24 protein-coding genes are annotated in these 24,872 nt (G+C 67.3%); 11 read left to right on the top strand and 13 right to left on the bottom strand.

Going from position 1 to position 24,872, the window contains the following annotated elements:
* Positions 1-61: 61 nt before the first annotated feature.
* From CMC5_RS09895 to CMC5_RS45725, 3 genes are read right to left on the bottom strand one after another with little or no spacing between them, the layout of a single operon-like run.
* Positions 62-1,594 (bottom strand): hypothetical protein, encoded by a 1,533-nt coding sequence (locus CMC5_RS09895; protein WP_156338405.1) that lies wholly within the window; start codon positions 1,592-1,594, stop codon positions 62-64.
* Positions 1,595-1,603: 9 nt separating this feature from the next.
* On the bottom strand, positions 1,604-1,789 hold the full coding sequence (locus tag CMC5_RS09890) for a hypothetical protein (protein ID WP_050430166.1): 186 nt from the start codon (positions 1,787-1,789) through the stop codon (positions 1,604-1,606).
* Positions 1,786-2,034, bottom strand: coding sequence for a hypothetical protein (locus tag CMC5_RS45725; protein ID WP_050430165.1), 249 nt, complete (start codon positions 2,032-2,034; stop codon positions 1,786-1,788). Before CMC5_RS45725 ends, CMC5_RS09890 begins: the two co-directional genes overlap by 4 nt.
* Positions 2,035-2,278: 244 nt before the next feature.
* Between CMC5_RS45725 and CMC5_RS09880 the strand changes: the two genes are divergently transcribed.
* A complete protein-coding gene (locus tag CMC5_RS09880; protein ID WP_050430164.1) occupies positions 2,279-4,072 on the top strand; it encodes an ATP-binding protein in 1,794 nt (597 codons plus the stop codon).
* Between the two features lie 246 nt (positions 4,073-4,318).
* The gene (locus tag CMC5_RS09875; protein ID WP_050430163.1) at positions 4,319-5,875 is read left to right on the top strand and encodes a sensor histidine kinase; all 1,557 of its coding nucleotides are present in this window, start codon (positions 4,319-4,321) and stop codon (positions 5,873-5,875) included.
* Between the two features lie 36 nt (positions 5,876-5,911).
* On the opposite strand, the gene CMC5_RS09870 is transcribed toward CMC5_RS09875, so the two are convergent.
* Positions 5,912-6,328, bottom strand: coding sequence for a hypothetical protein (locus tag CMC5_RS09870; protein WP_050430162.1), 417 nt, complete (start codon positions 6,326-6,328; stop codon positions 5,912-5,914).
* A 148-nt stretch (positions 6,329-6,476) separates the two neighbouring features.
* Between CMC5_RS09870 and CMC5_RS09865 the strand changes: the two genes are divergently transcribed.
* Together CMC5_RS09865 and CMC5_RS09860 are read left to right on the top strand one after the other, a co-directional pair.
* Positions 6,477-6,827 carry a hypothetical protein gene (locus CMC5_RS09865; RefSeq protein ID WP_050430161.1) on the top strand — a complete coding sequence of 117 codons (351 nt, stop codon included), beginning with the start codon at positions 6,477-6,479 and terminating at the stop codon, positions 6,825-6,827.
* A 93-nt stretch (positions 6,828-6,920) separates the two neighbouring features.
* Positions 6,921-7,628 (top strand): Uma2 family endonuclease, encoded by a 708-nt coding sequence (locus tag CMC5_RS09860; protein ID WP_063796249.1) that lies wholly within the window; start codon positions 6,921-6,923, stop codon positions 7,626-7,628.
* Here the strand turns inward: CMC5_RS09860 and CMC5_RS09855 are convergent.
* From CMC5_RS09855 to CMC5_RS44185, 3 genes are all read right to left on the bottom strand, one after another.
* Positions 7,567-8,424, bottom strand: coding sequence for an alpha/beta fold hydrolase (locus CMC5_RS09855; protein WP_050430160.1), 858 nt, complete (start codon positions 8,422-8,424; stop codon positions 7,567-7,569). The two genes, CMC5_RS09860 and CMC5_RS09855, sit on opposite strands and share 62 nt — an antisense overlap.
* 463 nt (positions 8,425-8,887) lie before the next feature.
* Positions 8,888-9,454, bottom strand: a complete 567-nt coding sequence (locus CMC5_RS09850) for a hypothetical protein (protein ID WP_050430159.1) — start codon at positions 9,452-9,454, stop codon at positions 8,888-8,890.
* Positions 9,455-9,531: 77 nt separating this feature from the next.
* Positions 9,532-9,948 (bottom strand): hypothetical protein, encoded by a 417-nt coding sequence (locus CMC5_RS44185; RefSeq protein WP_156338404.1) that lies wholly within the window; start codon positions 9,946-9,948, stop codon positions 9,532-9,534.
* Between the two features lie 314 nt (positions 9,949-10,262).
* On the opposite strand from CMC5_RS44185, the gene CMC5_RS09840 reads away from it, so the two are divergent.
* Complete coding sequence (locus CMC5_RS09840) at positions 10,263-10,772, top strand: hypothetical protein (protein ID WP_050430157.1); 510 nt, start codon at positions 10,263-10,265, stop codon at positions 10,770-10,772.
* Positions 10,773-11,839: 1,067 nt separating this feature from the next.
* Here CMC5_RS09840 and CMC5_RS09835 read toward each other — a convergent pair.
* On the bottom strand, positions 11,840-12,709 hold the full coding sequence (locus CMC5_RS09835; protein WP_156338403.1) for a vWA domain-containing protein: 870 nt from the start codon (positions 12,707-12,709) through the stop codon (positions 11,840-11,842).
* Between the two features lie 297 nt (positions 12,710-13,006).
* Between CMC5_RS09835 and CMC5_RS09830 the strand changes: the two genes are divergently transcribed.
* From CMC5_RS09830 to CMC5_RS42265, 3 genes are all read left to right on the top strand, one after another.
* A complete protein-coding gene (locus CMC5_RS09830; RefSeq protein ID WP_050430155.1) occupies positions 13,007-13,576 on the top strand; it encodes an RNA polymerase sigma factor in 570 nt (189 codons plus the stop codon).
* Positions 13,573-14,604 (top strand): hypothetical protein, encoded by a 1,032-nt coding sequence (locus CMC5_RS44180; protein WP_156338402.1) that lies wholly within the window; start codon positions 13,573-13,575, stop codon positions 14,602-14,604. The genes CMC5_RS09830 and CMC5_RS44180 overlap by 4 nt, the downstream gene beginning before the upstream one ends.
* 84 nt (positions 14,605-14,688) lie before the next feature.
* Positions 14,689-15,981, top strand: a complete 1,293-nt coding sequence (locus CMC5_RS42265; RefSeq protein ID WP_156338401.1) for an IS701 family transposase — start codon at positions 14,689-14,691, stop codon at positions 15,979-15,981.
* A 111-nt stretch (positions 15,982-16,092) separates the two neighbouring features.
* Here the strand turns inward: CMC5_RS42265 and CMC5_RS09820 are convergent, their stop codons facing one another.
* Together CMC5_RS09820 and CMC5_RS09815 are read right to left on the bottom strand one after the other, a co-directional pair.
* Positions 16,093-17,304: a tetratricopeptide repeat protein gene (locus CMC5_RS09820; RefSeq protein WP_050430153.1), complete on the bottom strand. Its 1,212-nt coding sequence runs from the start codon at positions 17,302-17,304 to the stop codon at positions 16,093-16,095.
* Between the two features lie 578 nt (positions 17,305-17,882).
* A complete protein-coding gene (locus CMC5_RS09815) occupies positions 17,883-18,962 on the bottom strand; it encodes an IS1380 family transposase (protein WP_156338400.1) in 1,080 nt (359 codons plus the stop codon).
* Here CMC5_RS09815 and CMC5_RS09810 point away from each other — a divergent pair.
* The 3 genes from CMC5_RS09810 to tnpC are packed head-to-tail and all read left to right on the top strand — an operon-like array spanning position 18,961 to position 21,276.
* A complete protein-coding gene (locus CMC5_RS09810; RefSeq protein WP_050430152.1) occupies positions 18,961-19,197 on the top strand; it encodes a hypothetical protein in 237 nt (78 codons plus the stop codon). The genes CMC5_RS09815 and CMC5_RS09810 overlap by 2 nt on opposite strands.
* A complete protein-coding gene (tnpB, locus tag CMC5_RS09805; protein WP_050430151.1) occupies positions 19,194-19,517 on the top strand; it encodes an IS66 family insertion sequence element accessory protein TnpB in 324 nt (107 codons plus the stop codon). The genes CMC5_RS09810 and tnpB overlap by 4 nt, the downstream gene beginning before the upstream one ends.
* Positions 19,518-19,563: 46 nt before the next feature.
* Positions 19,564-21,276: an IS66 family transposase gene (gene tnpC, locus CMC5_RS09800; protein WP_050430150.1), complete on the top strand. Its 1,713-nt coding sequence runs from the start codon at positions 19,564-19,566 to the stop codon at positions 21,274-21,276.
* On the opposite strand, the gene CMC5_RS09795 is transcribed toward tnpC, so the two are convergent.
* The 3 genes from CMC5_RS09795 to CMC5_RS09785 form a co-directional block, all read right to left on the bottom strand.
* Positions 21,171-21,932 carry a hypothetical protein gene (locus CMC5_RS09795; protein WP_050430149.1) on the bottom strand — a complete coding sequence of 254 codons (762 nt, stop codon included), beginning with the start codon at positions 21,930-21,932 and terminating at the stop codon, positions 21,171-21,173. The genes tnpC and CMC5_RS09795 overlap by 106 nt on opposite strands.
* A 315-nt stretch (positions 21,933-22,247) precedes the next feature.
* Positions 22,248-23,324: a polyprenyl synthetase family protein gene (locus tag CMC5_RS09790; RefSeq protein WP_050430148.1), complete on the bottom strand. Its 1,077-nt coding sequence runs from the start codon at positions 23,322-23,324 to the stop codon at positions 22,248-22,250.
* A 319-nt stretch (positions 23,325-23,643) separates the two neighbouring features.
* Complete coding sequence (locus CMC5_RS09785; RefSeq protein WP_050430147.1) at positions 23,644-24,723, bottom strand: polyprenyl synthetase family protein; 1,080 nt, start codon at positions 24,721-24,723, stop codon at positions 23,644-23,646.
* Positions 24,724-24,872 lie beyond the last annotated feature (149 nt).

Raw genomic sequence — 24,872 nt, 5'->3', positions numbered from 1 at the left:
TGCAGAAGTAAGAGCAGCCCGAATCCGGAAGGCGGAGCCTTCGACACGCCGCCACGCACGCTCATGCGCCCAGGTTACCCCGGTACACGAAGCCCGTCTCGCGCGCTGCCGGAGGCTCCTCGGCCCCGTGCATCCCGCGCCGCAGGACGGGCAACCCCCTCAGCAACGCCACCCCGCCGACCAGCAACGCCAGCGCGAATCGCCCACCCACGGCGCGGCGCGCGTCCACCATCGCGGCCACACCGTCGAGGTGCACCGTCATCAGCGCCGAGACCACGAGCGGCAACGTCCCCCAGGCGCCAAGACACGTCGCCAGCTGGCGCGGAGGCGCGAGCTTCGTCACCATCGCCCGACCGATCGGCAGGACGAGCATCAACCCCACCGCGCCGAGCGCGGCGCTCACCGTCGCGATACCCACCGCCCCCTCGCCACCGGGCGCCCCGACACCGACGAACACGGCCGCCGCGAGCCCGACGCAGAGCGCCCCGAGGGCCATCTTCACCACCCCGGATGGCCGGCGCGACGAGCCATCCAGCCGCCGCCACAGAAGCGCCAGCGCCACGCCCGCGCCGAGCCACACCGCCGAACTCACCGTCGAGAACTGCGCCATCGTGGAGCCCGACGTCAGCAGCGCTCCTTCCCACGCGCTGCGGGCCTGGCTCTCGACGACGCTGACCAGCACCACCAGCAGGAGCGGGAGCAGCACCAGGAGCCGCTCTCCCTCCACCCGCTGGAGCGGCCTCCCCGCCGCTGCGCGCGTCGGCCTCCCGCTCACCACGATCACCACCCCCAGCACGATCGTGAACACCAGCATCAGGGGTCGCATGGTGCGGACCGACCCCTCTGCGGACAGGTCGAGGACCCTGGCGGCGACGAGCAGCAGCCCGAGCCCCAGCGTGGCGAGACCCACCACGACCACGCAGGCCCCGACCTGGAGCCCATCCCGGCGCCCGAGCTGCGCGCGCGGCGCGTCCTCGTCACCCGCCACGTACCCCACCGCCGGCAGCGCCCGATGGCCGACCGCCACGGCGATCAGCAACAGGAGCAGCAGCACCACCACGACGGCGAGCCCCCCCTCGGTCGCCTCGACCCCGCCGCTCGTCAGGAAGAGCACGGGGAACCCGATGACCCGCGCCCCGTGAACCGCGACCTCCAGCCAGGTGAAGCCGCTGTCACGTCGCGGATCCCCCTGCCGGTACAGCTCGCCGAGCTGCGCCAGCAGACAGGGCTGGGCGAGCCAGCTCCCCACGGTGGCCACGACCATCCCGCCCACCAGCAGCGCCGGGCTCCGCCCGCTCAGGAACATCGTGCCCGTCCCGAGCAACGCCAGCATCAGCCCTGCAATCAGCACCTTGAGCGGGCTCATCACCCGATCCGCAAGGACCCCGCCGATCAGCGAGGCGGTGCACCCGAACAGGAGCCGCGCGGTCTCGATCACGCGCACGTCGCTCACCAGGATGTGCCGGTACATCTCCCTCTGCGCCAGCATCGCCACCTCGACGCCGACCCAGACGAGCACGAGCCCGATCTGCAAGAGCAGGAGCAGCCAGAGACCAGCAGGTTGCGGCTCGAAGCCGTCGTCGCGTGCGCTCACGCGCACAGCTTACCCGCCCCCCCACGGCGTCAGGGCCGCAGCTTCGACCACCCGACGAGGCCGCGCAGGAGCGTCACCACCCCATGGATCGTCGCCCCGTAGGCCATGGATGTAGCGCCCGCCCCCCTCCGCGCTCAGCACCGACACCACCGTCACCACGAGGCCACCGAACGCCCACAGGGCCCCGTGGATCATCCACCTCCCGCCCTCGCATCCTCCCGCGCCCATGCCCCCCGGTAGCCGATGCCGGCCTCGGGATGCGCAGCCGCAGACTCCTCGGCCCCGTGCATCCAGCGCCGCAGCGTCGGTAGTCGCCACAGCAACGCCCCTCCGAGCAGCAACGCCAGCATGATCCCCCCGCCCGCGACGCGGCGCAGGTCCACTTCCGCGCCCACAGCACCGAGGCGCGCCGTGGTCAGCGCCGAGATCGCCATCAGCATCCCACGTCTCGGATTTCGGGAGACGACGCGCTGCGATCGCTGCTGTCGCGACCCGTCTCCGAAGCGGTGCGTTCAGGAAGTTTCCATGAACGAACGCTCGCTCTGGCTGTCCTGTGTGACGAGGATTCCTTCTGGTACGCTCTCGCCTGGTCCAACATGCGGGTTTATTTCAGTTTCTTTCTTCGACCAGCGCGGCGCCGCCCGACCTCGGCGCTCACCGCAGCGTTACCGTGAGGAGCGCACCGTGCCGACGCTCATTTACAACCCTGGTGAGCCCGACGAGGAAGCGTTCTTGCTCGGTGACACCATCGCCACCATCGGTCGAGCGGACGACCAGACCATCCGCATCCCTCACGCGAGCCTCTCTCCCACCGAGGCCCGGCTCGAACCCTCCGACGGAAAGTACTTCGTCGTCGACGTCGAGACCCGGAACGCCACGTTCGTGAACGGCATCCAGGTCCAGCGCCGGGAGCTCCACCGAGGCGACACCCTCACCGTGGGCACCATCGACCTCCTCTTCACGGACGACGTGACCCTCGCCCCGAGCGACGCGATCGGCGGCCACGACGACACGCCTCCCACGCCGGGCGACACAGCGCCGTTGCCCCCGGGCGACACCGCCACCGCGCCTCGCCGCCCTGCGTCTTCTGCTGCGATCCCGCTGCGACCCCAGACGATCCGCCCGCTGGTGCGCACGCCCCTCCACCGCGCCGCGCACGCCTCCGAGCACGTCGGCGAAGACACCGTGGCCGGACGCACCGCGCGACGCCGCGCCCTCACCGAGCTGCCCCGCTGGCTCCCCGTCACCGACGACGTCGACACCCTGCTCCGGAAGACCCTCGCCATCGCCTTGCAGACCGTCTCCGTGGACACCGCGGCCCTCCTCGTCGCGGACGACAGGACCGGCGCGCTCACCCCACGCGCCGTCGCGAGCCGCTGCACCGAGCCGGACGAGCCGCTCCACATCCACCAGCCCATCGTCGACTTCGTCCTCCACAACCGCGTGGCAGCGCGCTTCGTCGTCCCTCCCTGCGCGCTCCCGGCCGGAGGGGGCTCTTTCGCCCGCACGGTGGTCGGTGTCCCCCTCCAGCCCAGGGACGACCTGCTCGCCCTGCTCTACGTCGAGCAGCGCAGCGCCTGCGCCCCGCTCGCCGCCGAGGACCTCGACTTCCTCGTGTGCCTCGCCAGCCACGCCGCCGTCGCCATCGAGAACGCCACCCTGTACCAGCGCCTCGAGCGCGACGTCACCGAGCGCATGCAGCGCGGCCTGGACGCCAAGCTCGCCACGTTCACCACCCTGATCGCCGGCATCGCGCACGAGATCCGCAACCCGCTGAGCTTCATCAACAACTTCGCCGCCCTGTCCGCCGACCTCATCACCGAGCTGAGCAACAGCCTGCGCGAAAGAGTGCCCGCGTGCGACGGCGAGGCCCTGCTCCCCGTCCTCGAGACGTTCGACCAGGTCCGGAACAACTCCGAGCGCATCACCCACCACTGCCGGCGCGCCGACGCCATCGTCCAGAGCATGCTCCAGCACGCGCGACGCCCCGTCGGGACCCGTGAGATCACCGACCTCCACCGCGTCGTCCGCGAAGGCCTGCGCCTCGCCCTCGACGGCGCGCAAGGAGACGACTTCGAGGTGAACCTCATCGAGGACTACGACCGCACCATCGGCCCCCTGGAGATGGCGACCCTGGAGATGGAGCGCGTCTTTCTGAACGTCGTCGACAACGCCCTCTGCGCCATGCGCAACAAGAAGCGCGAGCGAGGCAACGGCTACACGCCGGAGCTGCGCATCTGCACCACCCACTGCGGCGATCACGTCGAGGTGCGCATCCGCGACAACGGCACCGGCATCCCCGACGAGGCCACCGCCCACCTCTTCGAGCCCTTCTTCACCACCAAGCCACCCGGCCAGGGCATCGGCCTCGGCCTCTCGCTGAGCCACGACATCGTCGTGCGAGGCCATCGGGGCACGATGCGCATGGAAACCGAACTCGGCCAGTGGGCAGAGCTCGTGATCACGCTTCCCAGATAGCCGTCTCCGCCCGGGTGCAGCCCCTCGATCGCGACCGCGCCTCCCGCCTTCGCTCCCCCGCGATCCGTCCCCATGCGGCCCCACGCGCCCTCAACGGCAAGCCCCCCCCCTCGGACCACGCCACGGCGCACCACGCCACGCAGACCACGCCACGACACGCCCTCGATCGGAGCTGATCGACCGTCAAAGGAACTGCTACGCTCTTCGAGAGCAGCCGTTCCCGCCGGCTGTCAGGGGGAGACGACGATGACCGCGCAGGATCCCACGCTCGACGCGATCGAGCGGCGACTCGGTTTCATTCCACCATTCTTCGTGGCCGCAAAGCACGACCCACAGCTCCTCGCCGGGCTGTGGCGGACCACCGTCGATGCCTACCTCGACAACCCCTTACCTCCCGTCTTCAAGGAGAAGGTGGGCGCCCTCCTCGGACGCTACTGCAGCATCAAGTACTGCTTGATCTGCCACGCCTGCACCCTCGTCCCGCTCGGGGTCACCAGCCGCGACATCTTCGGCTTCCTGCAGTCCCCGATCCCCGACGACACGGCCCTCCGCGACGCCATGACGCAGCTCCAGGGCATGCCCCCGTCCACGATCGCCGCGCTGAGCGAGCCGCAAGAGCAGGCGATCCACACCCTCTGCTGCGCCGTCTACCTGGGCGGCCCCGCCGCCGAGGTCGCGCGGCCCCTCCTCCGCCAGGTGATCACGCGGCCCGACTACGACTGGCTCCTTCTCTTCGTCGCCTACAACCGCTCCTGCCACGAATGGGTCACCGCGCACCCCGAGGTGTCCTACGAGCTGGACCAGCGCTACCTCGGCAACATCGACCCCCTCATGGCCCACGCGCCACCGGGCGCCGATCTCCTGCGCCTCCCCCAGCCCGACTGGCTGAGCGCCCAGTACGACCACTTCGCGCAGACCGCCCACGAGCGCGACGAAGAGCACCCTCGCCTCGCGGAACTCGCTGCGCGCCGCCTCCAGGAGGTCCTCACCAGCCTGCGGGCCAACCTCGACACGGCCCTGCGCGACGCCAGCGAGCGCCAGCAGCTCGTCGACGAGGCCACCCGCGCCGCCACCCTCTCCCAGGAGCTGCTCGCCATCGTGAGCCACGACCTGCGCAACCCGCTCCACGCCATCAACATGGACGCGACCCTGCTCACCAGGCTCGCCCCCGGCAATCCTGACGTGCTGCGCGCGGCGACCCGCATTCGCTCGAGCATCCAGCGCTCCCACCGCCTGATCTACGACCTGCTCGACTTCAGCCAGGCGCGCGCTGGCGGCGGCCTCCTGATCCACCCGCGCCCCACCCTGCTGCACGACCTGCTCCGTCAAGGCGTCGAGGAGATCCAGACCGCCCACCCCGACCGCCGCATCGTCCTGAACTGCGAGGGCAACGACACCGTCGCCTGCGACCCCGAGCGCATCGCCCAGGTCATCTCCAACCTGCTCTCCAACGCCATCATCCACAGCCCAGGCGACTCGACGATCACCGCCGAAACCCACGCCGACGACGATTTGATCGCGCTGCGCATCCACAACCTGAACCGCAACGGCCCCATCCCCGACGAACTCCGCCCGAGCCTCTTCGAGCCGTTCAAACGCGGCGTGAACCGCGAACTCTCCGCCACACGCAGCGTCGGCCTCGGCCTCTACATCGTCGACCAGATCGTGAAGGGCCACGGCGGCACCATCGGCGTCCACTCCGACGCCGCCGGGACCACCTTCACCGTGCAGCTCCAGCGCGAACTCCACCTCGCGCCGCGATCCCCCGTCCCCACCGCCTCGGTGACCTTCGCCGTGCTCTGAGCGAGCGCATCGGGGCCTCCCCCCCGCGAAGAGACCTCACTTCACCCGGATGGAGAACGTGCCGTCGCCCAGGTGCTCACGCATCGCCTGGGTGAAGAAGGGCTCACCGGGCCTGGGCTGCGCGCCATACAGCCCGCCATGCTCCCCGTTCCCGTCAGGCAGGTGAAACTTGATGGCGAGGCCCTCTCGTCGCGCCTCCTCCATGACGGAATCCAGCCGCGTCTGGAAGCCGTCGCGCAGCGCTGGATCTTGCGACTTGTACTCGACGCGGGCGAGCTTGTTCTCCTCGAAGATCAGCTCGGCGACCACCTCGGCGCGGACGCTCACCTGGAGCGCCCAGTTCCGCGCTGTGTCCATGTCGTCACCAGCCGGCGTCGATCGATTACAGGCCGTGGAAGAGAGCGCGAGGAGGAGCAACGCACCTCGAAGGATGCGTCCGGGAAGCTGAACCATGCGAGACTCCATCGAGCTGGAGAGTGGGGAGCCGAGACTACGAGAGAGCGTTCCAGGCCGCCACCAGCCGCCTGCACGCGCATCGCCGCAAGCTGGCAACGCTTCCGGCAGTCCACGCCAGCGACGACCCGATCGTGAGGGCGAAGCGATGCGATTCTCTGAACTGGACCGAGAGAAAATCGAACGACTCGAATACGACCCCGCGTCCGAGCCATCCTATGAACTCGTGAAAAGTCACCTCGTCTGGCCGGATGAGGAGCCCACGGCCGTCTCCGAAGCGGCCTACGATCTGCTCTGCATTTTATGGTTCATTCGAGGGCTCATGCACCGTCATGTCCCGCCAGCGCACTGGGGCCCCGATGCCGCGGCGCTTCAGAACGCATGGCAAGACGCGCTGCGTGAGATCCCTCGATGGCCAGGCTTCAAGAGGCTGGAGCTCTCCGAAGCCGATCGAGCATTCCTGGATCGCTGCACGCGCGAAGAGCGTGAACTCGAGTAGGCCTGGTGTTCCGCCCTGTCCGCGCTCGGCCCGGACACGGCCCCGTGGGACGCTTCGCTTCCTGGAGACAACTGGAGTCGCCAAGGTGAGGGGATGAGCCGCCCTGCCCGTGAACCTCCTGGGGAGCCCGCCACGGTGGCCCAGCTTCTCGCGCTGCCCGAGGAGCAGCGCCACGAGATCATCGACGGTCAGCTCATCCCCAAGGAGGCAGCGTCAGGCGGCCATGGTGGCATTCAACTCAACCTCGGCGCCACCCTGGTCGGTCCCTTCGGGCGGCGTCCCCCCGGCGGCCCTCCCGAACGGCCGGGCGGCTGGTGGTTCGCGACCGAGGTGCTCATCGAACTCGGTCCTGGACAGGTCTACCGACCCGACCTCGCTGGCTGGCGCCGCGAGCGACTGACGAGTCTGCCCACCACGGTGCCCATCGCCACGCGCCCCGATTGGCTCTGCGAGATCATCTCGCCATCCAACGCCGCGACCGACACCGTGAAGAAGATGTGGGGGCACCACCGGGCCCAGGTTCCCTACTACTGGCTCCTCGATCCGAGGGACGAGACACTGCAGGTGTACCGCTGGATCGAGGACGGCTACACGCTCGTCCTCAGCGCATCACGCGGCGAGCGCGTCCACGCAGCGCCCTTCGAGGCCATCGAGCTTCCCATCGACCTGCTGTTCGGCGCCGACGAGCATGAACCAGGGTCTCGGCCGCTCGTGGACGAGGCGCGTCGAGCCGATTGCGCTAGGGCTCGTCGTGGGCGTCGACGAAGGACGCGATGCCATCGCGGAGCATCGGGTCGATGATCGTCGTCAGGTGCGTTCGGCCGGGTACGATCACGGTCTTCAGGTTCGGCAGCTCTCGCCGCAGCCGCGAGGTGGTGGAGTAGGGCTCGTCGAACTCGCCGATGATCGAGAGGACCGGGAACGCGATCGCGCGCAGCTCGACGGCCGGAGGCCACCACGTGCCGTGCCCCTTCACGATGGCCTCCACGACGAGCGGATCCGGCGGCTCGCCCGCGCCGGCCATCTCGAGGATCTTCTCCTCGTCGGGATCGGTCCCCTGCGGATCCATCGCTTCGGCGGCGGTGCGGAAGCTCTCCTCCGTCTCCTCCAGCCCCATGGCACCGACGGTCGCCGTGATGAACCGCTCCGGCGATAGCCGCATCAACCCGAGCGTCATGGCGCCGCCCATCGAATAACCGCCGAGGTGAGCCCGAGGGATGTCGAGGTGGTCGAGCAGCTCGATCACGTCCGTCAGCATGCGCTCGCCGTACGCCGAAGCGTCCTCGGGCTTGTCGCTTTCGCCATGCCCCCGCTGATCGAGCAGCACCACCCGATGGCGCGCGGCAATGGCGGCGGAAATCCCGGGCGCAATCCAGTTCCCTTGCGCCGAGCCCAGGAAACCGTGCAGCAGCATGACGGGCGAGCCAGGACCTGGATACTCCACGTAATGCAGCGTGACGCCATCGCTCGCCGAGAACGTGCGATCCGCGGGTTCGCTCGGACCGGCGGAGGGATCCGGCTCGGTGGCGTCCTCGATCGTGCAACCGAGCAGCGACGACGCCGCGACCGTGAGCGCAAGCAAGACGACTTTCGACATGGGCACCTCGTGAAAGGGATGGTCGCGACGCTGCTCGGCCGCGCGCCGCGCGCAAGCGACGCCACCACCCGAAGCGAATCTCGATCCGTGTGATCAGACGACGCGGACGCCGCATCGACGACGCGCACGTGACGGTGCGCGCCGCCAGCACGCGGGGACCCCCGAGCCGTCGACGAGTCCAAGCATGCGGCAGCGCGCGCGACTTGTCCACCCGATTGATAATCTGTCCAACCGGCCAAATCGCTGACCTGCGGGATGACGAGGAGACATCGCGAGCGCCCCATGGCGTGCTCACCCCCGCGCAGTGCGATCCCCGCTCGTGCCCCCTCCCCGCTCGCGCCCCCTCACCGAGCGCGCCGTCGAGCAGAGGGCGCTGGTCACCCCCTCGTCGCTCGGGCCCCGAGGCGGCCCGTGGCCCTCACCGAGCTCAGGCCGCGAGGCGCGACCCCGGGAACGAGTGGCATCACTTCCTGCGGACGGTGAACGTGTCGTCGCCCAGATGCCAGAGCATGGCCTTGGTGAAGTGCGCCTCCCCCGGCTTGGGCCGCGCGAGGAACCAGCCGCGGGCCCCGTCCGGAAGCGTCTGGTGGAAGTCCATGTGGAGCCCTTCTCGCTGCGCCTTCCCCAGCACGGTATCCAGCCTCGCCTGGAATCTGTCCCGCAGCGCCTGATCCTGCGTCTCGTAGTCGACGCGCAGGAGCTTGTTCTCCTCGAAGACCAGCTCTGCGACCACCTCGGCGCGGACGCTTGCCTGCAAGGTGGCGCTGCGTTCCGGATCCAGGCCGCCGGCCGATGGCTTCGGATCGCTCCCAGCCGACTTCGGGTCACTGCCAGCCGGCTTCGGGTCACTGCCAGCCGGCTTCGGGTCACTGCCAGCCGGCTTCAGGTCGCTCCCACCCGGCTTCGGGTCCATGGCAGCCGGATCCGAGTCGCCGGCCGACGGTTCGGAGCGGCTGCAAGCCATCAACGACACCGAGGACGCAGCGAACAGCAGCGTGAGCACGACGTGAGACCAGGAGCGACCAGCCACGAGAACCTCCGAGCACTGACGTCAGACACCGGAAACGGAGCGTCTTCGAGGCCAGCAAAAGACCGCGTCTCACGACATCACTTCGCGCTGACGGTGAACGTGTCGTCGCCCAGATGCCAGAGGATGCCCTTGGTGAAGTACTCCTCACCCGGCTTGGGCCGCGTGACGAGCCAGGCGCGCACCCCTCCCGGCCACATCTCGTGGAAGTCCATGTGGAGCCCTTCCCGCTGCGCCTTCTCGAGAATGGTATCCAGCCTCGCCTGGAACTTGTCCCGCAGGGCCTGATCTTTCGTCTTGAACTCGACACGCTGGAGCTTGTTCTCCTCGAAGAACAGCTCGGCGACCAGCTCGGCGCCGGCGCGCACCTGCACCGTACGGCTGCGCATCCCATCCACCTCGCCGTCGGGCGTCGCGGACTCGCGGCTGCACGCCGAGAACCCGGGCATTGCGAGCACCAGCGCGAACATGACGCAGAAAGAGAAACGGCCAGGCATGGAAACCTCCGGTGGCGAGGGTCGAGCGCCGAAGACGAGAAGCTCCCCCGATGCTGAGATCCAATCGCACATCACGACATGCTCGTGAAGCGCGCACGGCGCGGCGCACACGTCGACGCAGCCCCATGCGAGCCCAGCGCGAGGGCGATGAGCCACCCCTCCCGTGGCGACCCGGCTCGTACCGCGAGAGCGCGCGAACACCGTCCCCGTCACGCGCCAGTCTGCACCGCGAGACCGCGCGGACAGCCCCTCGGGATGGACGGAGCAGGCTCTCGCGCTCGCCTCCATCGTCCCCACCCCGCGAGCCGAGCGTCGTGCCCTCGCTCTTGCCTCCGACATCCCCGCCCGTCGAGCCGAGCGTCGCGCCCTCGCTCTTGCCTCCGACATCCCCGCCCGTCGAGCCGGGCTTCGGCCCCTCGCGCTCCCCTCCACTGTCCCCACCCGTCGGAGCAGCCGTCGTCCCCTCACTCGCCGGCTTCTTCTTGCTCCGGCGCACGAAGAACGACTCCACGAAGTCACGCTGCCCTGGAAACGCCGCGCGCAACCTGCCGTGCGCCTGTTCGAGGGCGTGGCGCAGGTCGCTCCGCGCCGTCATCTCCGCGTCGGCCGCGAGGTGCTCGGCCTTCAAGGCAGCGTCGAGCGCCGCGCGGGCGTCGAGGCTCCGCGCCACCGCGTCGTCGAGGTCGGCGAGGAGGCGCTCCTTCCCCGGGAACTCCGGCGCCACGGCGAGCTGCGCGCGCACGCGGAGGACGAGCTCGGGCTCCTCACGCGGCTTCGCCTTCTTGATCGAGCTGGCCGAGCGCCCGAGCATCACCGTGCGGTAGAGCGCGTCGTCGCGGCTCCGCTGCGCCGGGCCGTTGAGGAGGCCGTCACTGCACGCCATGAGCCGCTGGCCGAGCACGTGATCCCGCGTCCGGAACCTCACCCGCGCCAGGCGCGTCGCTGCCTCGGCCTGCACCCGGGCCGCGAGCCGTGCCGAGAGTGCGCTGGCCTGGGCCCTGAGCGGCGCCGCGGCCTCCTGGAGGAGGACGCCCTGCGCCGGGTCGAGGATCTCGGCCGTGCGCCAGGCCTCCTCGGTGGCGTCGAAGTGCGTCGCATGCGCGAGGTGGACCTGGCTGGAGGCCGTCCTGGGGGGGAGCTGCATGGCGTTCCTCGGGGTGGGTCGTCGAGAGGGGTCTCCAGCCAGGAGGTCGCCCTCGGGGCGGCTCCAGGCGGAGGAGAGGACCGGGCGCAGACACGCCGCGTTCTCGTGTTCGACGAGGGGCGCGTAGGTTTGTTCTCGGGGTGGGGAAGGATTTTCGCGTTTGGTGGGAGAAGGTGGGTGAGAGGGGCTGGCGGGAGGTCAGGCGGGGGGGCGGAGGAGGGCTGGAGAGGGCGGCGAGGTGTCGAGGAGGGCGCATCTCGCGGGTTGGGGGGTTGGAGACGGGTCGATGCGGGCGATGCCTTCGGGGTGGGCCTGCGGTGGAACGTCGGTGCGGGCGCTGCCCTCGGGTTGGGAGCGTGGTGGGATGTCGATGGGGGCGCTGCCTTCGGGGTGAGGGCTTGGTGGAACGTCGGGACGGTAGGCGCCCTCGGGCGGGTGGGTTGGTGGAGCGTCGATGCGGGCGTTTCCGCCGGGAGGAGGGTGCGTCGGCAGGTCGATGGCGTCGCATCCGCCGGGAGGGGTGCTCGGTGGAGCGTCGATGCGGTCGGAGCCTTCGGGGTCATCCCGCGACCGCGACAGCCGAGGTCTATGCGCTCGGTCCACGCTGGCGCCGAGAGATCGTTCTGCTCAGCAGCGACGACGAGAGCGTGCAGGAGCAGCTCCTCGAGGCCGTCGCGCCAGCCTCGGAAGCGCGACGGGTGCGCTCGTGGTCAGCAGGGGAGCTGGAGGGGCGACGACGCGGGAGCGCTACCAGTCGATGGTCTCGAACTGAGGCGTCGGGCACGCTCCATAGCTGCAGGGGAACGCCACGTTGTTGTCCTGCACCCTGTCGTAGGTGCCACCCGTATCGGAGGTGAGCGCGAGGAAGAACTCGCTCTCGCACTGCTCCAGCGTCGTGCAGGTGGGGGGCGCCATCGGCAGCAGCGAGGACGACGCCTGCGGCACCGAGGGGCCGGTCGGGGACCTCAGGTTGATAAACTGATTGCCAGTCCAGAACTGCGCATTGACCTGAACGTGGGGGAAGTACGGACTGATTCTGCTGCGCGCCTTGAACTGCCACGAAAGCGGATTCGAGATCCCCCCCGAAGCGACCCCTCTGCACGGGCCCGTGCTCATGTTGTCCGCGCCATCGGTCAGGATGGTCAGGAGGTTCGGGGTCGTGGGTGGGCCTTTCAGGTCATTCAGTTCATCAGCCGCAGCGCAGATGGCATCCGCGAGTGGCGTACCTCCAGTACACCCATCTGGAGAGAGCGCGTCGATGGCTGCCGACGCTTCTGCCGCGCCCACGTAACCGTTGGTCAGCTTCGTCACCCCCGCGCCATTGAACGTCCAGATGGCCAGTCCACCACCGTCGTACTTCGAGAAAAACTCGGTGACCTTCGTCTGCGCCATGGTTCTCGCGTCACGACACCGGCTGCGACCCGTGCTGCGAGTCGTCAGCATGGAGCCGGTCCGATCGATGAGAATGATTCCCTTGAGGGCCGTGACGGGTTGCGCGACCTCGAGCACCTCGCTCTCGACGCCGTCGTCACCAATGATGCCGTCGTCTGCGTTCACGACGCATCCACAGACCAGCGCGATCAGACCACTGAAAAAGAAGACTGCAGTCCCCCGCATGCGGTACTCCTTGAACAACGTTCGATGCAAATGAGCCCTGAGTTGCAAGAAAAGAAACCATGAACCCAGCCACGACTCGCCAGCACGGCAAGCAGCTAGCCAGGCTCACACGCATCGAGCGCTCATCGCCTTCGAGGAGAACAGGGGAAGTGAAGAGAAGAATTTAGTCGATGGGTTTCAAAGGGTTAGCAACAATCGTACGGCCCGCTGTTACCTCGAGGCTGCAGCGTCGCTCCAGAATGGCCAATGGTGCACGTGCGAAGCAATCCAACCCATCCGATCAGGGCAAACGCTCCAGTGACCGCACCGGCCGATGCTCACGATGTCAGGGCGCTGGAAGCATTACAGCGCGGCGAGCGAAAGCTCGCGCTCGACACCCTCATGGCCGCGTATGGAGTTCAGCTTTACCGCTACTGCTACAGCATCATGGGCAGCAGGCCCCTGGCGGACGACGTACACCAGACGGTATTCTTGCAGGCGTACCAGGGACTGGAGTCGTTCGAGGGGACGACATTTCGCGCCTGGCTCTATGCGATCGCGCACAACCGTTGCCTGGATGCGCTCAAAACGAATCGTCGTCATGACAAACGGTTCAGAACACAGGGGTACGTTCCGGAGGAGGCCGACGAGCGACCTTCAGCCGAGGAATGCATCATGCGTGACTTCGCCACGGCGAAACTTGCGGAGTGCCTTGATGAGCTGAGCTATCCGGTTCGGATGGCCGTCATCCTCCGCTTCCAGGAGGGCTTTTCCTACGAGGAGATGAGCCGGATCTGTGGCGAGCGCTCGGCGACGTTGAAGATGCGGGTCGCCCGGTCGATGCCCGTCTTGAGGAAGTGCCTCGAAGGCAAAGGGGTCCTGCGATGAGCCGCGAGGACTGTGGCTGCGACCTGTTCGATAAGGAGGGTTTGGTGCAGCGGGAGCTGCCGCAACCACTCCTCGACTACCTGCGCGCGCACCTGCACGCGTGCTCGTCGTGCCAGCGAGCAAGCGAAAATCATGACCGGCTCGTGTCCCTGCTGGCGGCCAATGTCCAGGAGGTCCGACCAATGGCGGGATGGCAGGGGCGGGTCATCCAGGAGATCGATCGTCTGGAGACCAAGTCGGTCGATGCACAACCCACGAATGGAGATGCACAACCCACGAATGGAGATGCACAACCCACGAATGGAGATGCACAACCCACGAATGGAACAGAGGGTGCGTCCAGAACCGACGCCTTCGCCTCCGGGAGCGCCATCGCGAAGGCGACGCAGGCTCGACGCGCTCTGACCGCACAGCGACTCGTCCAGGGAAGCGTAGCAGTTCTGTCGCTGGGGTTGCTCTATGCCGCTGTGGAACACCACGCCGCCAAGGAGATTCAGCACCAGGAAACATCGTCCGCCACGTCGACGTCCATCGACCAGGAGGATCCATTGGAATTCATTGCGACCCAGGCTCCAGCCACAGCGGAGACCATACCAAAACAAGATACTGGCGCCTTCACCTCGAAACCGATGGCGAGCCATGGCTTCGGTTCACGCATCCCCAAGAAAGTCCCAAGCTCGAAAGAAGGCACCGAGGCAAATGCTACTGGCTCATCGGCGGCACCGCACTCGATCTTCGACCGCTTGGGCTCCGAGGAAGGTTATCGTTCTTTCGATTCGATTTCTGCACAAGATGTCCTCCGCACGCTCGCAGCGAAAACAGCTTCTTGCGGCAGGGGAAGTGCAAAACGTACCGGAACAGTGTACGTGACCTTTGCTCGAACGGGCAGCATCCTGAGCATTTCACTCGATATTCCTCCCGACAGCGCCAGTGAGTCAGGAGAGTGCCTCATGAAGCTGTTCCGCTCTGCCCGCATTGCGCCTTTCTCGGGGAACTCTCCCGCACTCTCACAGACGTTCCGGTACTGATTCAGGCTGCCAGTGACGTCGCCCGGGTGAGCCTTAAGAGTGCCTATTACTACAGTTGCAGTTGGCTCTTGGCGGTAATCATGCATGATCACCCATCCCTCGAAGGCATCGAATGACACGCGGGGTTGCCCGGACGCCACCCTACTGCACGTACAGACGGCCTTGACCACGGTCTGGGACGGCGCTTGGTCACAGCTGCTCGAGCGCGTGGGCGTACATTTCTCGCGTTCTGATGTGCGGACGCACACTGGTGCTTACCTCAAAGGCTTGCTCAGCCCGGTGGACAGAAAGAATGGCTGGCAGCTCGCGGAGGTCGTCGGCGACCAGATACCCTATGCATTGCAGCACCTGCTGGGTCGAGCGCGTTGGGATGCGGATGCGGTCCGAGACGATCTACGTGGCTATGTCGTCGATCATCTCGGCGATCCAAGCGGTATGCTTGTGATCGACGAGACGGGATTCCTCAAGAAGGGCACGCACTCGGCGGGCGTACAACGCCAGTACAGCGGTATGGCGGGGCGTATCGAAAACTCCCAGGTTGGTGTCTTCCTCGCTTACGCCACACCGCACGGTCATACCTTCATCAATCGCGCTCTGTATCTACCTGCGTCGTGGCTCGACGACCGCGGTCGATGCGAGCGCGCCGGGATCCCTGCGGATGCGACCTTCGCGACCAAGCCGCAACTGGCCTTGCAGATGCTCAAACGAGCGCTGGACGCTGGGGTAACCGCTGCCTGGGTCGTCGGAGACGAGGTCTACGGTCAAGACAGCAAGGTACGACGGTGGCTGGAAGAGCGCCGGCAACCGTACGTGCTTGCAGTGTCCAGTCAGCATCGCATCTGGAGGGACTTTCGACGGCTCAAGCTCAGCGAGCTGGTTGACCAAATTCCTGCCAAGGAATGGCACCGTCTCAGCGCTGGCAATGGTTCCAAGGAACCACGATGGTACGACTGGGCGTACGCTTGTTGTGAAGGGCCGGAGCCCAAGTCTTGGCAATGCGGCATCCTGTTCCGTCGCAGCGTCACGGATCCGTCGGATGTTACTTACTACGTGGTAGGAGCAATCGCCCCAATCCTACTCAGAGCGCTCGCCTGTGCGGCCGGCAGCCGTTGGACCATCGAGGAGAGCTTTGAAAGCGCCAAAGGCGATGTCGGTCTCGATCACTACGAAGTGCGCAGTTGGACCGGATGGTATCGCCACGTCACCTTGGCGCTTTGGGCCCATGCCTTACCTGACGGTCCCGCGAGCCGCTGCAGACGCCGAAGCGCCGAGAAGAAAAAAGTCCGCTTCACACGCTCACGACGCTCCGCTGCTCCCGTTGACGGTCCCCGAGGTCCGACGTCTGCTCTGGTGGCTCCATTGGAACGCGCCTCCTGAACCAGACGCCGTGCTGCGATGGTCGTGGTGGCGCCGCCACCATCAAGCGATAGCCCGCCGCTGCCATTATCGACGCCGAGGAGCACGGTCTGCGTAGGTACAACTGTAATATTAGGGCGCCGTCTCCTTCTGAAGCTGACAGGCGGGACGAAAACCCGCATCACAAGCCTGCTTGAAAAGTGATTCCGCTCGCGCGGCATCCTTAGGTACACCGTCCCCGTACATATAGAGCATGCCGAGACCGACGCAGCCGAGCGTCGTCTTCGTGTTGCATGCCCTCTCGAAGTACTGGGCCGCCGCCGCAGAGTCCCGGTCGATGCCCGTACCGAGCGTGGATGCCGTTCCTAGGCCCACGCAGCCCGAGGGATCCCCCCGATCACACGCAAGCCGAAAAAACGTCACCGCCAACCCGGCGTCCTTAGGCACACCACTTAGACCATAGAAGGAGAGTTCGCCGAGTCGCGCGCACGCCCCCCACTCCCCTCCTCTGCACGCCTTAGAGTAGAGGTCCACTGCGCGGTTCACATCCTGGAAAACCCCCACGCCCCATTCGTACATAGGGCCGGCAGAGGAACAGGCGGACGGCTGGCCTCTGTCGCACGCTTCGGCGCAGGCCGCGGCGTCAAGGCACAGGCCGGTGAATACAGACTTGGCCTCCACAGGCAAGGCCGAGCGGAAGTTCTGGCCAGAGACCGGAGGGACGCAGCCCTTGCCGGCCTCAAGAATGGTTCCGCCCACGCAGGCAGCGCTTGCCGTGGTCACAGTCGCAAGGCACTGAGAGCCGTCCCACTTTGTACCGCTTGGGCAGGTGGGCGCCTTCTGACGCGCCTCGCCGAGGGGGACAAGTTCCACCCGAAGCAGGGCGCCACAGCCGTACGGCGGAGCCTTATCGTCGGCGGTAGCCTTCGCGCATGCCTTGCTATCGCCGTCGGTGTTCAGGGTCTCGTTGTTCGATGCGCTCTTGCCACCCAAGCCTAGGCCGCCCACACTCACGCCCGCGCCGGCCCCCACCGCAGCACTGGCGCCCGCAGAGAACCGGAACGCGCCCACAGTGAGGGCGGTGATGACGTGAGTGGTGTCAGCGCACTCGCCCTGGAGTTCGTCTGCGCTGATCTTCGGTCGGTTTGATTCGTAGCGACCGATGATAGTCATGGCAATTTCGAGCGAGCCAGCCTTTTTGAGCTGGCCTTCAAACTTGGCAGCGTAGACTGGGATGTTCGCGTAGAGTTCGTCGGCATTGTGAATGACCACGAGGTCGTTCTTAGGGGTGATACCGGTATACGAATATTCCGCCGGCACCTTGCACGTGGTGAGGACTTCCATGTCGCATCCAACGTAGCGGACCGGAACGAGGCCCTGTTTGATGCGTCCTTCGAGCGCGGCGCGATCCGAGGAGGGCCACTCTGCGATCAACGGGCGCGCCTGGAGTTTTGTAGTACCGCATTTGGGCTCTTTGTTCGGGTACTTAGGATAACTCGCAAGCTCAGAAGCGACGTTGCCTCCGCCGCACGCGGAGGAGGTTCCGAGGGCGCTCAGAGCAATGAGTGAAGCCAAGCTCGTTTTCGAATACATAGGGAGAGACGTATTCTACTCTAGTTCCCGTTCCAGAAGTCTGACTCCAGCGTAGGGCCGAGGGGCTGAGGGAAGCGGAACGAGCAGCTCTGATTCAGACGACCGGTGACATTGCCCGGGTGAGCCCTAAGTTGGGCTCACCGTGGTTCACCTCGATCTCAGCAGCCGGGAGAGAACTCAACGTCGATTTTAGGCGACAGCGATAGCGAGCGGCAGCGCCTGCTGGCACCTGGTGAAAACCCCGACCCTTGCATGACGGATAACCCATCGAGCCGAGCGCGACAGACACCGCCCCCTTACGCCCACCACGCACGAAGCTGGCATGACGCTCAGTTCAGCAGCGGCATGAACGCGGGCCGAGGTGGCAAGCGCACGATCACGCTTCGGCCGGAGCGAATGAGCCGACCAGGAATGCGGAGCAAGATGCGCTGCAACCAGGGCGCTCGCCAGGAGCGCAGCTCGGGCAGATGCGCGAACTGCTTAGTGACGTTGCGGCGCAGCAGGCTGTGCGCGAGCAGCTTGAGCAACAGCGACGCCTGGTTGGCCTCGAACCGCTCGCTGGGCGCCTTGCCGATGCCCCAGGCCGACTTGAACTCCGCGATCAACGGCTCGATGCCAGCCCGGTCGTTGTACTTCTGGGCGAGGTCCTCTGGCGAGCTGACCATGTCGTTGGTCAGGAAGACTTGCACGGTGAACTCGTTGTCATCCCAGAGAAAGAGCTGCTTGCCACACTCCCGCTCATGAACACGGATCGCCACGACGCGCACGGCGAGCTGTCGCTCGCGCCAGTCGTCTCGCGCGAAATCAATGACGGCCGTCTGGCGCAACGGGCGCTTGTCGGCATCCCAGTCGAAGGTCTCCCAGCCCTCGGCGACTGCCACCACGCCGCAGAGCGCAGGACCCATGCGCGCCTTGGTGAGAAAGAAGGCGCCGTGTTGCGCGATGGTGTCCATCACCTCGGTGCAGTCGCCGGCGCTGTCGATGCGCACGTACATCAAGCAGTCCGGCCCTACGTGAGCGCGGGTCCTATCGATCCATGCCGCGATCAGCGGCGCTTCTGCGCTGCCAAAGCCGGTGTTGCCCGGACGCAGTTGCGCTCCGACACAGGTGTCGGTCTCGGCGATGCGCGCCAGGATCGGGTGATAGCTCGGTCGACCCCGGTAATGCGGATTCGGGCCAAGCAACGCACCTTCGTGGTCACCGAACAGCGGCATCACCGTGGTGTCGATGTCCAGATGCACCACGCGAGGCCGCGTCAACTCGGCGAGGCCGTGCTGAGCTACCATGGCTTCGAGTCGAGCGTTGCAGGTGTCATCGAAGCGACGGAGGTCGGTGTACACCGTCTCCAGGCACGGAAGCACGCCGCCACAGAGGTGGACGAACAGCGGGTCGGCGAGCGGGGAAAGCATGACGCGCTACGCGGCGAGACGCGGGTACACCGAGACGTCTCTGCGGAATTGGGCGGCGGCCGAAGGGACGTGGAGCGGAGCGCCGGGGCTGGTTCGGCTGGTGGTCGCGGCGCCAGCACGAGACCGTGAGCTCGTCGTCGAGGTGGGCGCAGCGCGGATCCGGGTCACGACGACGTTCGACGCCGAGCTGCTTCGCACGGTGGTGGCGGCGCTGTCGGCGGGGGTGTCGACATGATCCCGCACGGCGTGGAGATCTTCGTCGCGCTCGAGCCGGTGGACATGCGGTTCGGGTTCGAGCGCCTGGGGACGCTGGTACGTGAGCGGATGAAGCGCGAGCCCCGCTCGCGGGCGCTGTTCGTGTTCTTCGGCAAGCGTCGTCAGAGCGTGAAGGTGCTCACGTGGGACGGCACGGGCGTCGTGCTCTGCTACAAGCGGCTCGAGCGAGGTCTGTTCGAGCTGCCGACGCCGACGCGGCCAGGTGAGCAGAGCGTGGTGGTCAGCGAGGCGGCGTTCGAGGCGCTGTTCGCGGGCCTGTCGGGTATGCCGATTCATTGAAACACCGTGAGCTGTCGCGTGCGTATCGCGCGTCCAAGATGCGAGGATGAGCGAGAAGAGCGCGGCGCGTGAGAGCATGGGTACAGAGAAGCTGCGGGAGCTGCGGGAGCAGCTCCTTCAGCGCGATGACGCGATCGCCTCGCTGCGCGAGCTGATTCGGTCCCTCGAGGGGACAGAGCAGGCGCTCAAGACGACGCTTGCGAATCAGATCGCGGAGAATGAGCAGCTCAAGCGTCGTCTGTTCGGCACGAAGTCGGAGCGCACCAACACGTCGGAGTTTCAGCTGCTGCTCGAGGGGCTGTTCCGCGAGAATACCGCGCTGCAGAAGAAGCTCGAGCAGGAGCTGACGCCTGGGGGCGCGACGGGCGGCGATGACGACGGCGCGAAGAGGGGCCGCGACAAGGAAGAGAAGAAGGCACGCCCGAAGCCGAAGGGGCGACGCAACTTGGCGGCCTCGCAGCTGCCGCGCATCACCGTGGACATCGACGACCCCGAGCTCGCGAAGAAGGGGCGGCTGATCGGCTACGAGCCCGTCTTCGAGCTGCTCCGCATTCCAGGCAGCTTCCGCGTGCTCGAGAAGCGCATCGCGCGCTACGAGATTGCGCTCGCCGGGACCGACACCGTGCTCAGCGCGGAGCTGCCGCCGCGGCTGTTCCCGCGCGCGCTCTGCCACACCTCGGTGTTCGCGTGGCTCGCCATCGAGAAATTCATGCTGGGCGTGCCGTGCTACCGCCTCGAGCAGCTCCTCCAGACCGAGGAAGCCTCGCTCGATCGCGGGACGATGTGCCGCTACCTCGAGGACCTCGGCGGGACGCTCGGGGCCACGGTCGTGCACGCGATGTTCGAGGACGCGCGGGCCAACTGCCACGTGCTGTCCACAGACGCGACCGGAGCCGCCATCCAGCCCGAGCCCGGCTCCGACGGCCGCAGGCAAGCCTGCAAGAAAGGGCACTTCTTCACCATCGTCGCCGATTGCGACCACGTCCTCTACCACGACACCGACTCGCATTCCTCGGCGTCGGTCCAGAGCCTCTTCCGCGGCTTCTCCGGGCTGCTCCAGAGCGACGCGAGCAGCGTTTACGACATCCTCGACCGAGGCCCACCCGGGCGATTCGAGGAGACCACCGAAGGCACGCTCAAGCTCGTCGGCTGCTGGGCCCATTGCCGCCGCTACTTCTTCGACGCCGCGGTCACCAAGCACCAGGGCGCCGTGGAGGGGCTGCGGCGCATCCGGGAGCTCTATGCGCTCGACGCTTCCTGGTCGAAGCTGCCTCCAAGCGAGCGTAAGCGCCGCAGGGCCACCCACCTGGCCCCGCTGCTCGATGACTTCTTCACGTGGGTGAGCGTCGCCCGCGCAAGCGAAGCAGGCCGCTCCCTCGCCGCGAAGGCGCTCGGCTACGCGCACAACCAGGAGCACGAGCTGCGTCGCGTCCTGACCGATGGCCGCTTGCCCCTCGACAACTCCCGCAGCGAGCGCGCCCTGAGGACCATCGTCGTCGGCCGCAAGAACTGGCTCTTCTACGGCAGCGATACCCACGCCGAGAGCGCGGCGGCGATCTTCACGCTCGTCGCCTCGTGTCGCCTGCACCGTCTCGACCCGCTCGCATTCCTCAACGACATCCTGCGCCTGCTGCCCTACTGGCCCAAGGAGCGCTACATCGAGCTGGCGCCAAAGAACTGGGCCGCTACCAGGGCACGGCTCGACGCCGACCAGCTCGCAGCGCCTGTCGGCGTCATCCGCATCCCCCCCGGCGCTTGAGGTCGCCACGCCGTGGCGCCGAGAAACGGCCCGCCTAACACATCCCAGGGGATGCTGAAGGTGGGGTCCGTGCAGCGGTTACCGCGAAGCTGCGACTCGAAGTCCTGACGCTGCTCTTCCCATCGTCCGCTCAGCTGCTTCAGCAATCGATCCAAGCTGCTCTTGCTTGGTTGCATGCGGCCCAGCTTGGTGCAGAGCTGGGCGCTCTCCTGCGGTGTCAGATGAGACACCATCCACATCGCCTGCTCCGCTGTCACTGGAGTCCAGTGGCCCTCGACGATCCCTGCCCGCAATTCCATGGGGCAGACGGCGCGTTCGGACTCTGCTCGGTTGGCGTAAAGCGTTCGCTCCACCTGCACCGGCCCTGCCGCCGATAGGTACGTCTCGGTGCAGCGGAGCACGCGGCGGTATGCGACGCCTTCGAGCTGCACCATCGTGACGTCCACGTCTTGTCGCTGTAGTTCCTCCGCGAGCAGCTTCAGTTCGATCTCGGCCATCCGAGCGTGAAGCTCCCGCTCAAACTCTCCAAAGTTGTCGACTGGACCACTGCGCCGGCTCTGTTCGACGAGCAGTTGCTCGAAGAGGGCCTGCGCTTCTGAGGGCACCTTCGTCTGGTCATTCGGCGTCACGTCATTGGCTGGCTGCACGATTCTCATACCAAATTATATTCCAGCCAACTCTGACAGTTTCTCTTCTGCTATCAACTCTGTGTCACCTCGTCACCCCTTACAGATGCACGTTCGGCTTTGCCTGTCGCTCAGTTCGAGATCTGCACCCTACCCACATCAAGCCATTAGGGTTCAGGCAGAACGTTGACTTGAGCTGGATTGCGCGGGCGAAGCGCGAGGAGACCAAGCGGAGACAGCTGGATTAGATGCTGGATGCGCTGGAGAAGGGCAGGGTGTACATGAACATGACCTGGGCGCCGAGCCCGCGGCGATGCACGTCGGCGCCCCATCCCTCCCCGCTCGTCAGCCCAGGTCCAGCTCGGCCTCCCAGCGGGCAGCGCGGGGCATGGCGATGGCGGTGAGGCGGTCGAGGGCGCGCTTGGCGGCAGGGCGGAAGGGGGCGGCTTCCAGGACGCGCAGGGCCTGCCGACGGCGCTCCAGCACGAGGCGCTTGGCCTGGTCGACGGCGCCGGTGGCGGCGATCAAGGCGCGGACCTGGGCGAGTTCGATGGCGTCGAGGTGGGGGTCTCCGACGAGGTGGTCGAGCAGCTCGGCCTGGGCGACGTTGGCGCTGCGGAGGGCCAAGGCGAGGACGACGGTGTGCTTGCCTTCGCGCAGATCGCTGCCGCCGGTGTCGGGCTTGGTGCTGTCGGGGAGCACGTCCTCGAGGTCGTTGTAGACCTGGAAGGCTTCGCCGAGGGGCTGGGCGTAGGCGGCGTAGGTGTCCATCAAGGCAGGCTCCGCGCCGGCCAGGGCGGCGCCGATCTGCAGGGGGCGCTCCACGGTGTACTTCGTGGTCTTGTAGTGGATCACGGTGAAGGCGCTGTTCACGCTGCCAGGGTCGCGGCCGGAGGCGCAGAGGTCGAGGTACTGGCCGACGATGGTCTCGCTGCGCATGAGGTCCACGGGCCTGCGGGCGATGGGGTGGCCGAGGCCGCCGAGCAGCTCGGCGGACCAGGCTTCGCACAGGTCACCGAGGAGGATGGCGACGCTCTCGCCGAACCAGGGCGCGCGGCTGCGAGGGCCCTGGGCGGCGAGGAGGCGATGGGCGGTGGGGCGGCCGTGGCGGGTGTCGGCGCGGTCCATCACGTCGTCCTGGATGAGGGCGAAGGTGTGGAAGAGCTCGATGCCCGCGGCGGCGCGGAGGACGTCGTCGGTGGGGGGCGCGTCGTCGAGGGTGTGCCAGCCCAGGCAACAGTAGAGGGGGCGCACGCGCTTGCCGCCGCCGTCGAGGAAGTGATGCAGCACGGGGATCAGCTTGGCGATGTGGGGGCCGAGGGGGCCTCGGGCCTTGTCTTCCAGGAAGCGGGCGAGGGTGCGCTCGACGGCGGTGCGCAGGGCGCGGAGATCCAGCTCGGTCGCGTCGGGTCGGGGCGTCATGTCGGCCTCCAGGGTCGTCGGTAGGGTTTCGTCAGGTCGGCCTCCGGGGTCGTTGCCAGAGGCGTCGTGGTCGATGCAGTCGCGTGAAGAGGTCGCTGGCGAGGTCGTCGCCAGGCGGTGTCGTCGCCAGAGGGAAAGTCACCACGGAGAGGCGAGGTGCAGGCGGGCCGGGTGGTCGCCAGGCAGGAGACGCCAGGCGTCCAGGACCTCGCATGCGCTGGAACACGGGGCTCGCGCGCGCATGCGCTGGAACACGGGGCTCGCACGCGCACGCGCTGGAAGCAGAAGGGTCGACGAGGCGCTCGAGCGGCGCCTCGTGTCAGTTGCCGGAAGCGGTGGCTTCCCACGCCGAGACGCCAGGCAGCGCGAGCTCGGTCAGCTGGATGAGCGCTTGCTTGGCGGCGGGGCGGAAGGGGGCCCTCTCCACGGCGTGGAGGGCCTGTCGCCGGCGTTCCATCACCATGCGCCGGACGATCTCGGTGGCGCCGGTCGCGTCGATCAAGGCGCGCGCCCGGGCGAGGCGCTCGCCGTCGAGGTAAGCGTCGCCCACGAGATCGTCGAGCTGTGCGGCCTGGGCGGGCGAGGCGTGGCGGTAGGCCAGGGCGAGGACGACGGTGTGCTTGCCCTCGCGCAGGTCGTTGCCGGAGGAGGCAGCGTGCGCGCTGGTCGGGAGCACGTCTTCCAGGTCGTCGTAGAGCTGGAAGGCTTCGCCGAGGGGACGCGCGTAGGCAGAGCAGGCCTCCATCACGGCGGGGGAAGCAGAGGCCAGGGCGGCGCCGATCTGCAAGGGGCGCTCCACGGTGTACTTCGTGGTCTTGTAGTGGATCACGGTCAGGGCGTCGTCGAGGGAGCCGATCACGCCGCCCGCGGCGCACAGGTCGAGGTACTGGCCGATGGTCATCTCGCTGCGCATGAGGTCCACGGGTTTGCGCGCGGCAGGGTGGCCTAGGCTTCCGAGCAGCTCGGCGGACCAGGCTTCGCACAGGTCGCCGAGGAGGATGGCGGCGCTGTCGCCGAACCACAAGGCGCGGAGGGTCCGGCTCTGCGTGGCGAACATGCGGTGCGCGGTGGGTCGGCCGTGGCGGGTGGGGGAGGCGTCGATCACGTCGTCGTGGAGCAGGGCGAAGGTGTGGAAGAGTTCGAGGCCGGCGGCGGCGCGGAGGACCTCGTCGCTGGGGGCCGCGTCGGTGACGGTGTGCCATCCGAGACAGCAGTAGAGGGGCCGTACGCGCTTGCCGCCGCCCTCCAGGAAGTGGCGGAGCACCTGGAGCAAGGGGGTGAGGTGCGGGCCGTGCGGGCCGTGGGCCTTGTGGTCCAGGAACCGGTGGAGGGTGGCCTCGACGGCCTGTCGGATCCCTCGGAGATCCAGCGGGGCTGCGGCGGGCTTCGAGAGAGGCATGTCGGGTTGCTTCATCATGCTCCGGTCGCGGCGTTGAACGCGGTAAGGGTCCGGCACAGACGATTGCCGGGAGGGCTCGACGAGACCGGACCGCGCCGTCCAGAGGGACGCGCTCACGCCGAGGCGCGGGTGCGCCGCGGCGCAGGCGA

Source organism: Chondromyces crocatus, from assembly GCF_001189295.1.
Lineage (GTDB): Bacteria > Myxococcota_A > Polyangia > Polyangiales > Polyangiaceae > Chondromyces > Chondromyces crocatus.
Note: the sequence above shows the minus strand (reverse complement) of the source record. Positions and strands in the feature narration are given on the sequence as shown.

What these genes read in the sequence shown, in the direction of transcription:
- CMC5_RS09890 (WP_050430166.1), bottom strand. Translation starts at nt 1,789, where the DNA reads ATGATCCACGGGGCCCTGTGGGCGTTCGGTGGCCTCGTGGTGACGGTG.
- CMC5_RS45725 (WP_050430165.1), bottom strand. Translation starts at nt 2,034, where the DNA reads ATGCTGATGGCGATCTCGGCGCTGACCACGGCGCGCCTCGGTGCTGTG.
- CMC5_RS09875 (WP_050430163.1), top strand. Translation starts at nt 4,319, where the DNA reads ATGACCGCGCAGGATCCCACGCTCGACGCGATCGAGCGGCGACTCGGT.
- CMC5_RS09870 (WP_050430162.1), bottom strand. Translation starts at nt 6,328, where the DNA reads ATGGTTCAGCTTCCCGGACGCATCCTTCGAGGTGCGTTGCTCCTCCTC.
- CMC5_RS09865 (WP_050430161.1), top strand. Translation starts at nt 6,477, where the DNA reads ATGCGATTCTCTGAACTGGACCGAGAGAAAATCGAACGACTCGAATAC.
- CMC5_RS09860 (WP_063796249.1), top strand. Translation starts at nt 6,921, where the DNA reads ATGAGCCGCCCTGCCCGTGAACCTCCTGGGGAGCCCGCCACGGTGGCC.
- CMC5_RS09855 (WP_050430160.1), bottom strand. Translation starts at nt 8,424, where the DNA reads ATGTCGAAAGTCGTCTTGCTTGCGCTCACGGTCGCGGCGTCGTCGCTG.
- CMC5_RS44185 (WP_156338404.1), bottom strand. Translation starts at nt 9,948, where the DNA reads ATGCCTGGCCGTTTCTCTTTCTGCGTCATGTTCGCGCTGGTGCTCGCA.
- CMC5_RS09835 (WP_156338403.1), bottom strand. Translation starts at nt 12,709, where the DNA reads ATGCGGGGGACTGCAGTCTTCTTTTTCAGTGGTCTGATCGCGCTGGTC.
- CMC5_RS44180 (WP_156338402.1), top strand. Translation starts at nt 13,573, where the DNA reads ATGAGCCGCGAGGACTGTGGCTGCGACCTGTTCGATAAGGAGGGTTTG.
- CMC5_RS42265 (WP_156338401.1), top strand. Translation starts at nt 14,689, where the DNA reads ATGATCACCCATCCCTCGAAGGCATCGAATGACACGCGGGGTTGCCCG.
- CMC5_RS09820 (WP_050430153.1), bottom strand. Translation starts at nt 17,304, where the DNA reads ATGGAAGTCCTCACCACGTGCAAGGTGCCGGCGGAATATTCGTATACC.
- CMC5_RS09810 (WP_050430152.1), top strand. Translation starts at nt 18,961, where the DNA reads ATGACGCGCTACGCGGCGAGACGCGGGTACACCGAGACGTCTCTGCGG.
- CMC5_RS09815 (WP_156338400.1), bottom strand. Translation starts at nt 18,962, where the DNA reads ATGCTTTCCCCGCTCGCCGACCCGCTGTTCGTCCACCTCTGTGGCGGC.
- tnpB (WP_050430151.1), top strand. Translation starts at nt 19,194, where the DNA reads ATGATCCCGCACGGCGTGGAGATCTTCGTCGCGCTCGAGCCGGTGGAC.
- tnpC (WP_050430150.1), top strand. Translation starts at nt 19,564, where the DNA reads ATGAGCGAGAAGAGCGCGGCGCGTGAGAGCATGGGTACAGAGAAGCTG.
- CMC5_RS09795 (WP_050430149.1), bottom strand. Translation starts at nt 21,932, where the DNA reads ATGAGAATCGTGCAGCCAGCCAATGACGTGACGCCGAATGACCAGACG.
- CMC5_RS09790 (WP_050430148.1), bottom strand. Translation starts at nt 23,324, where the DNA reads ATGACGCCCCGACCCGACGCGACCGAGCTGGATCTCCGCGCCCTGCGC.
- CMC5_RS09785 (WP_050430147.1), bottom strand. Translation starts at nt 24,723, where the DNA reads ATGCCTCTCTCGAAGCCCGCCGCAGCCCCGCTGGATCTCCGAGGGATC.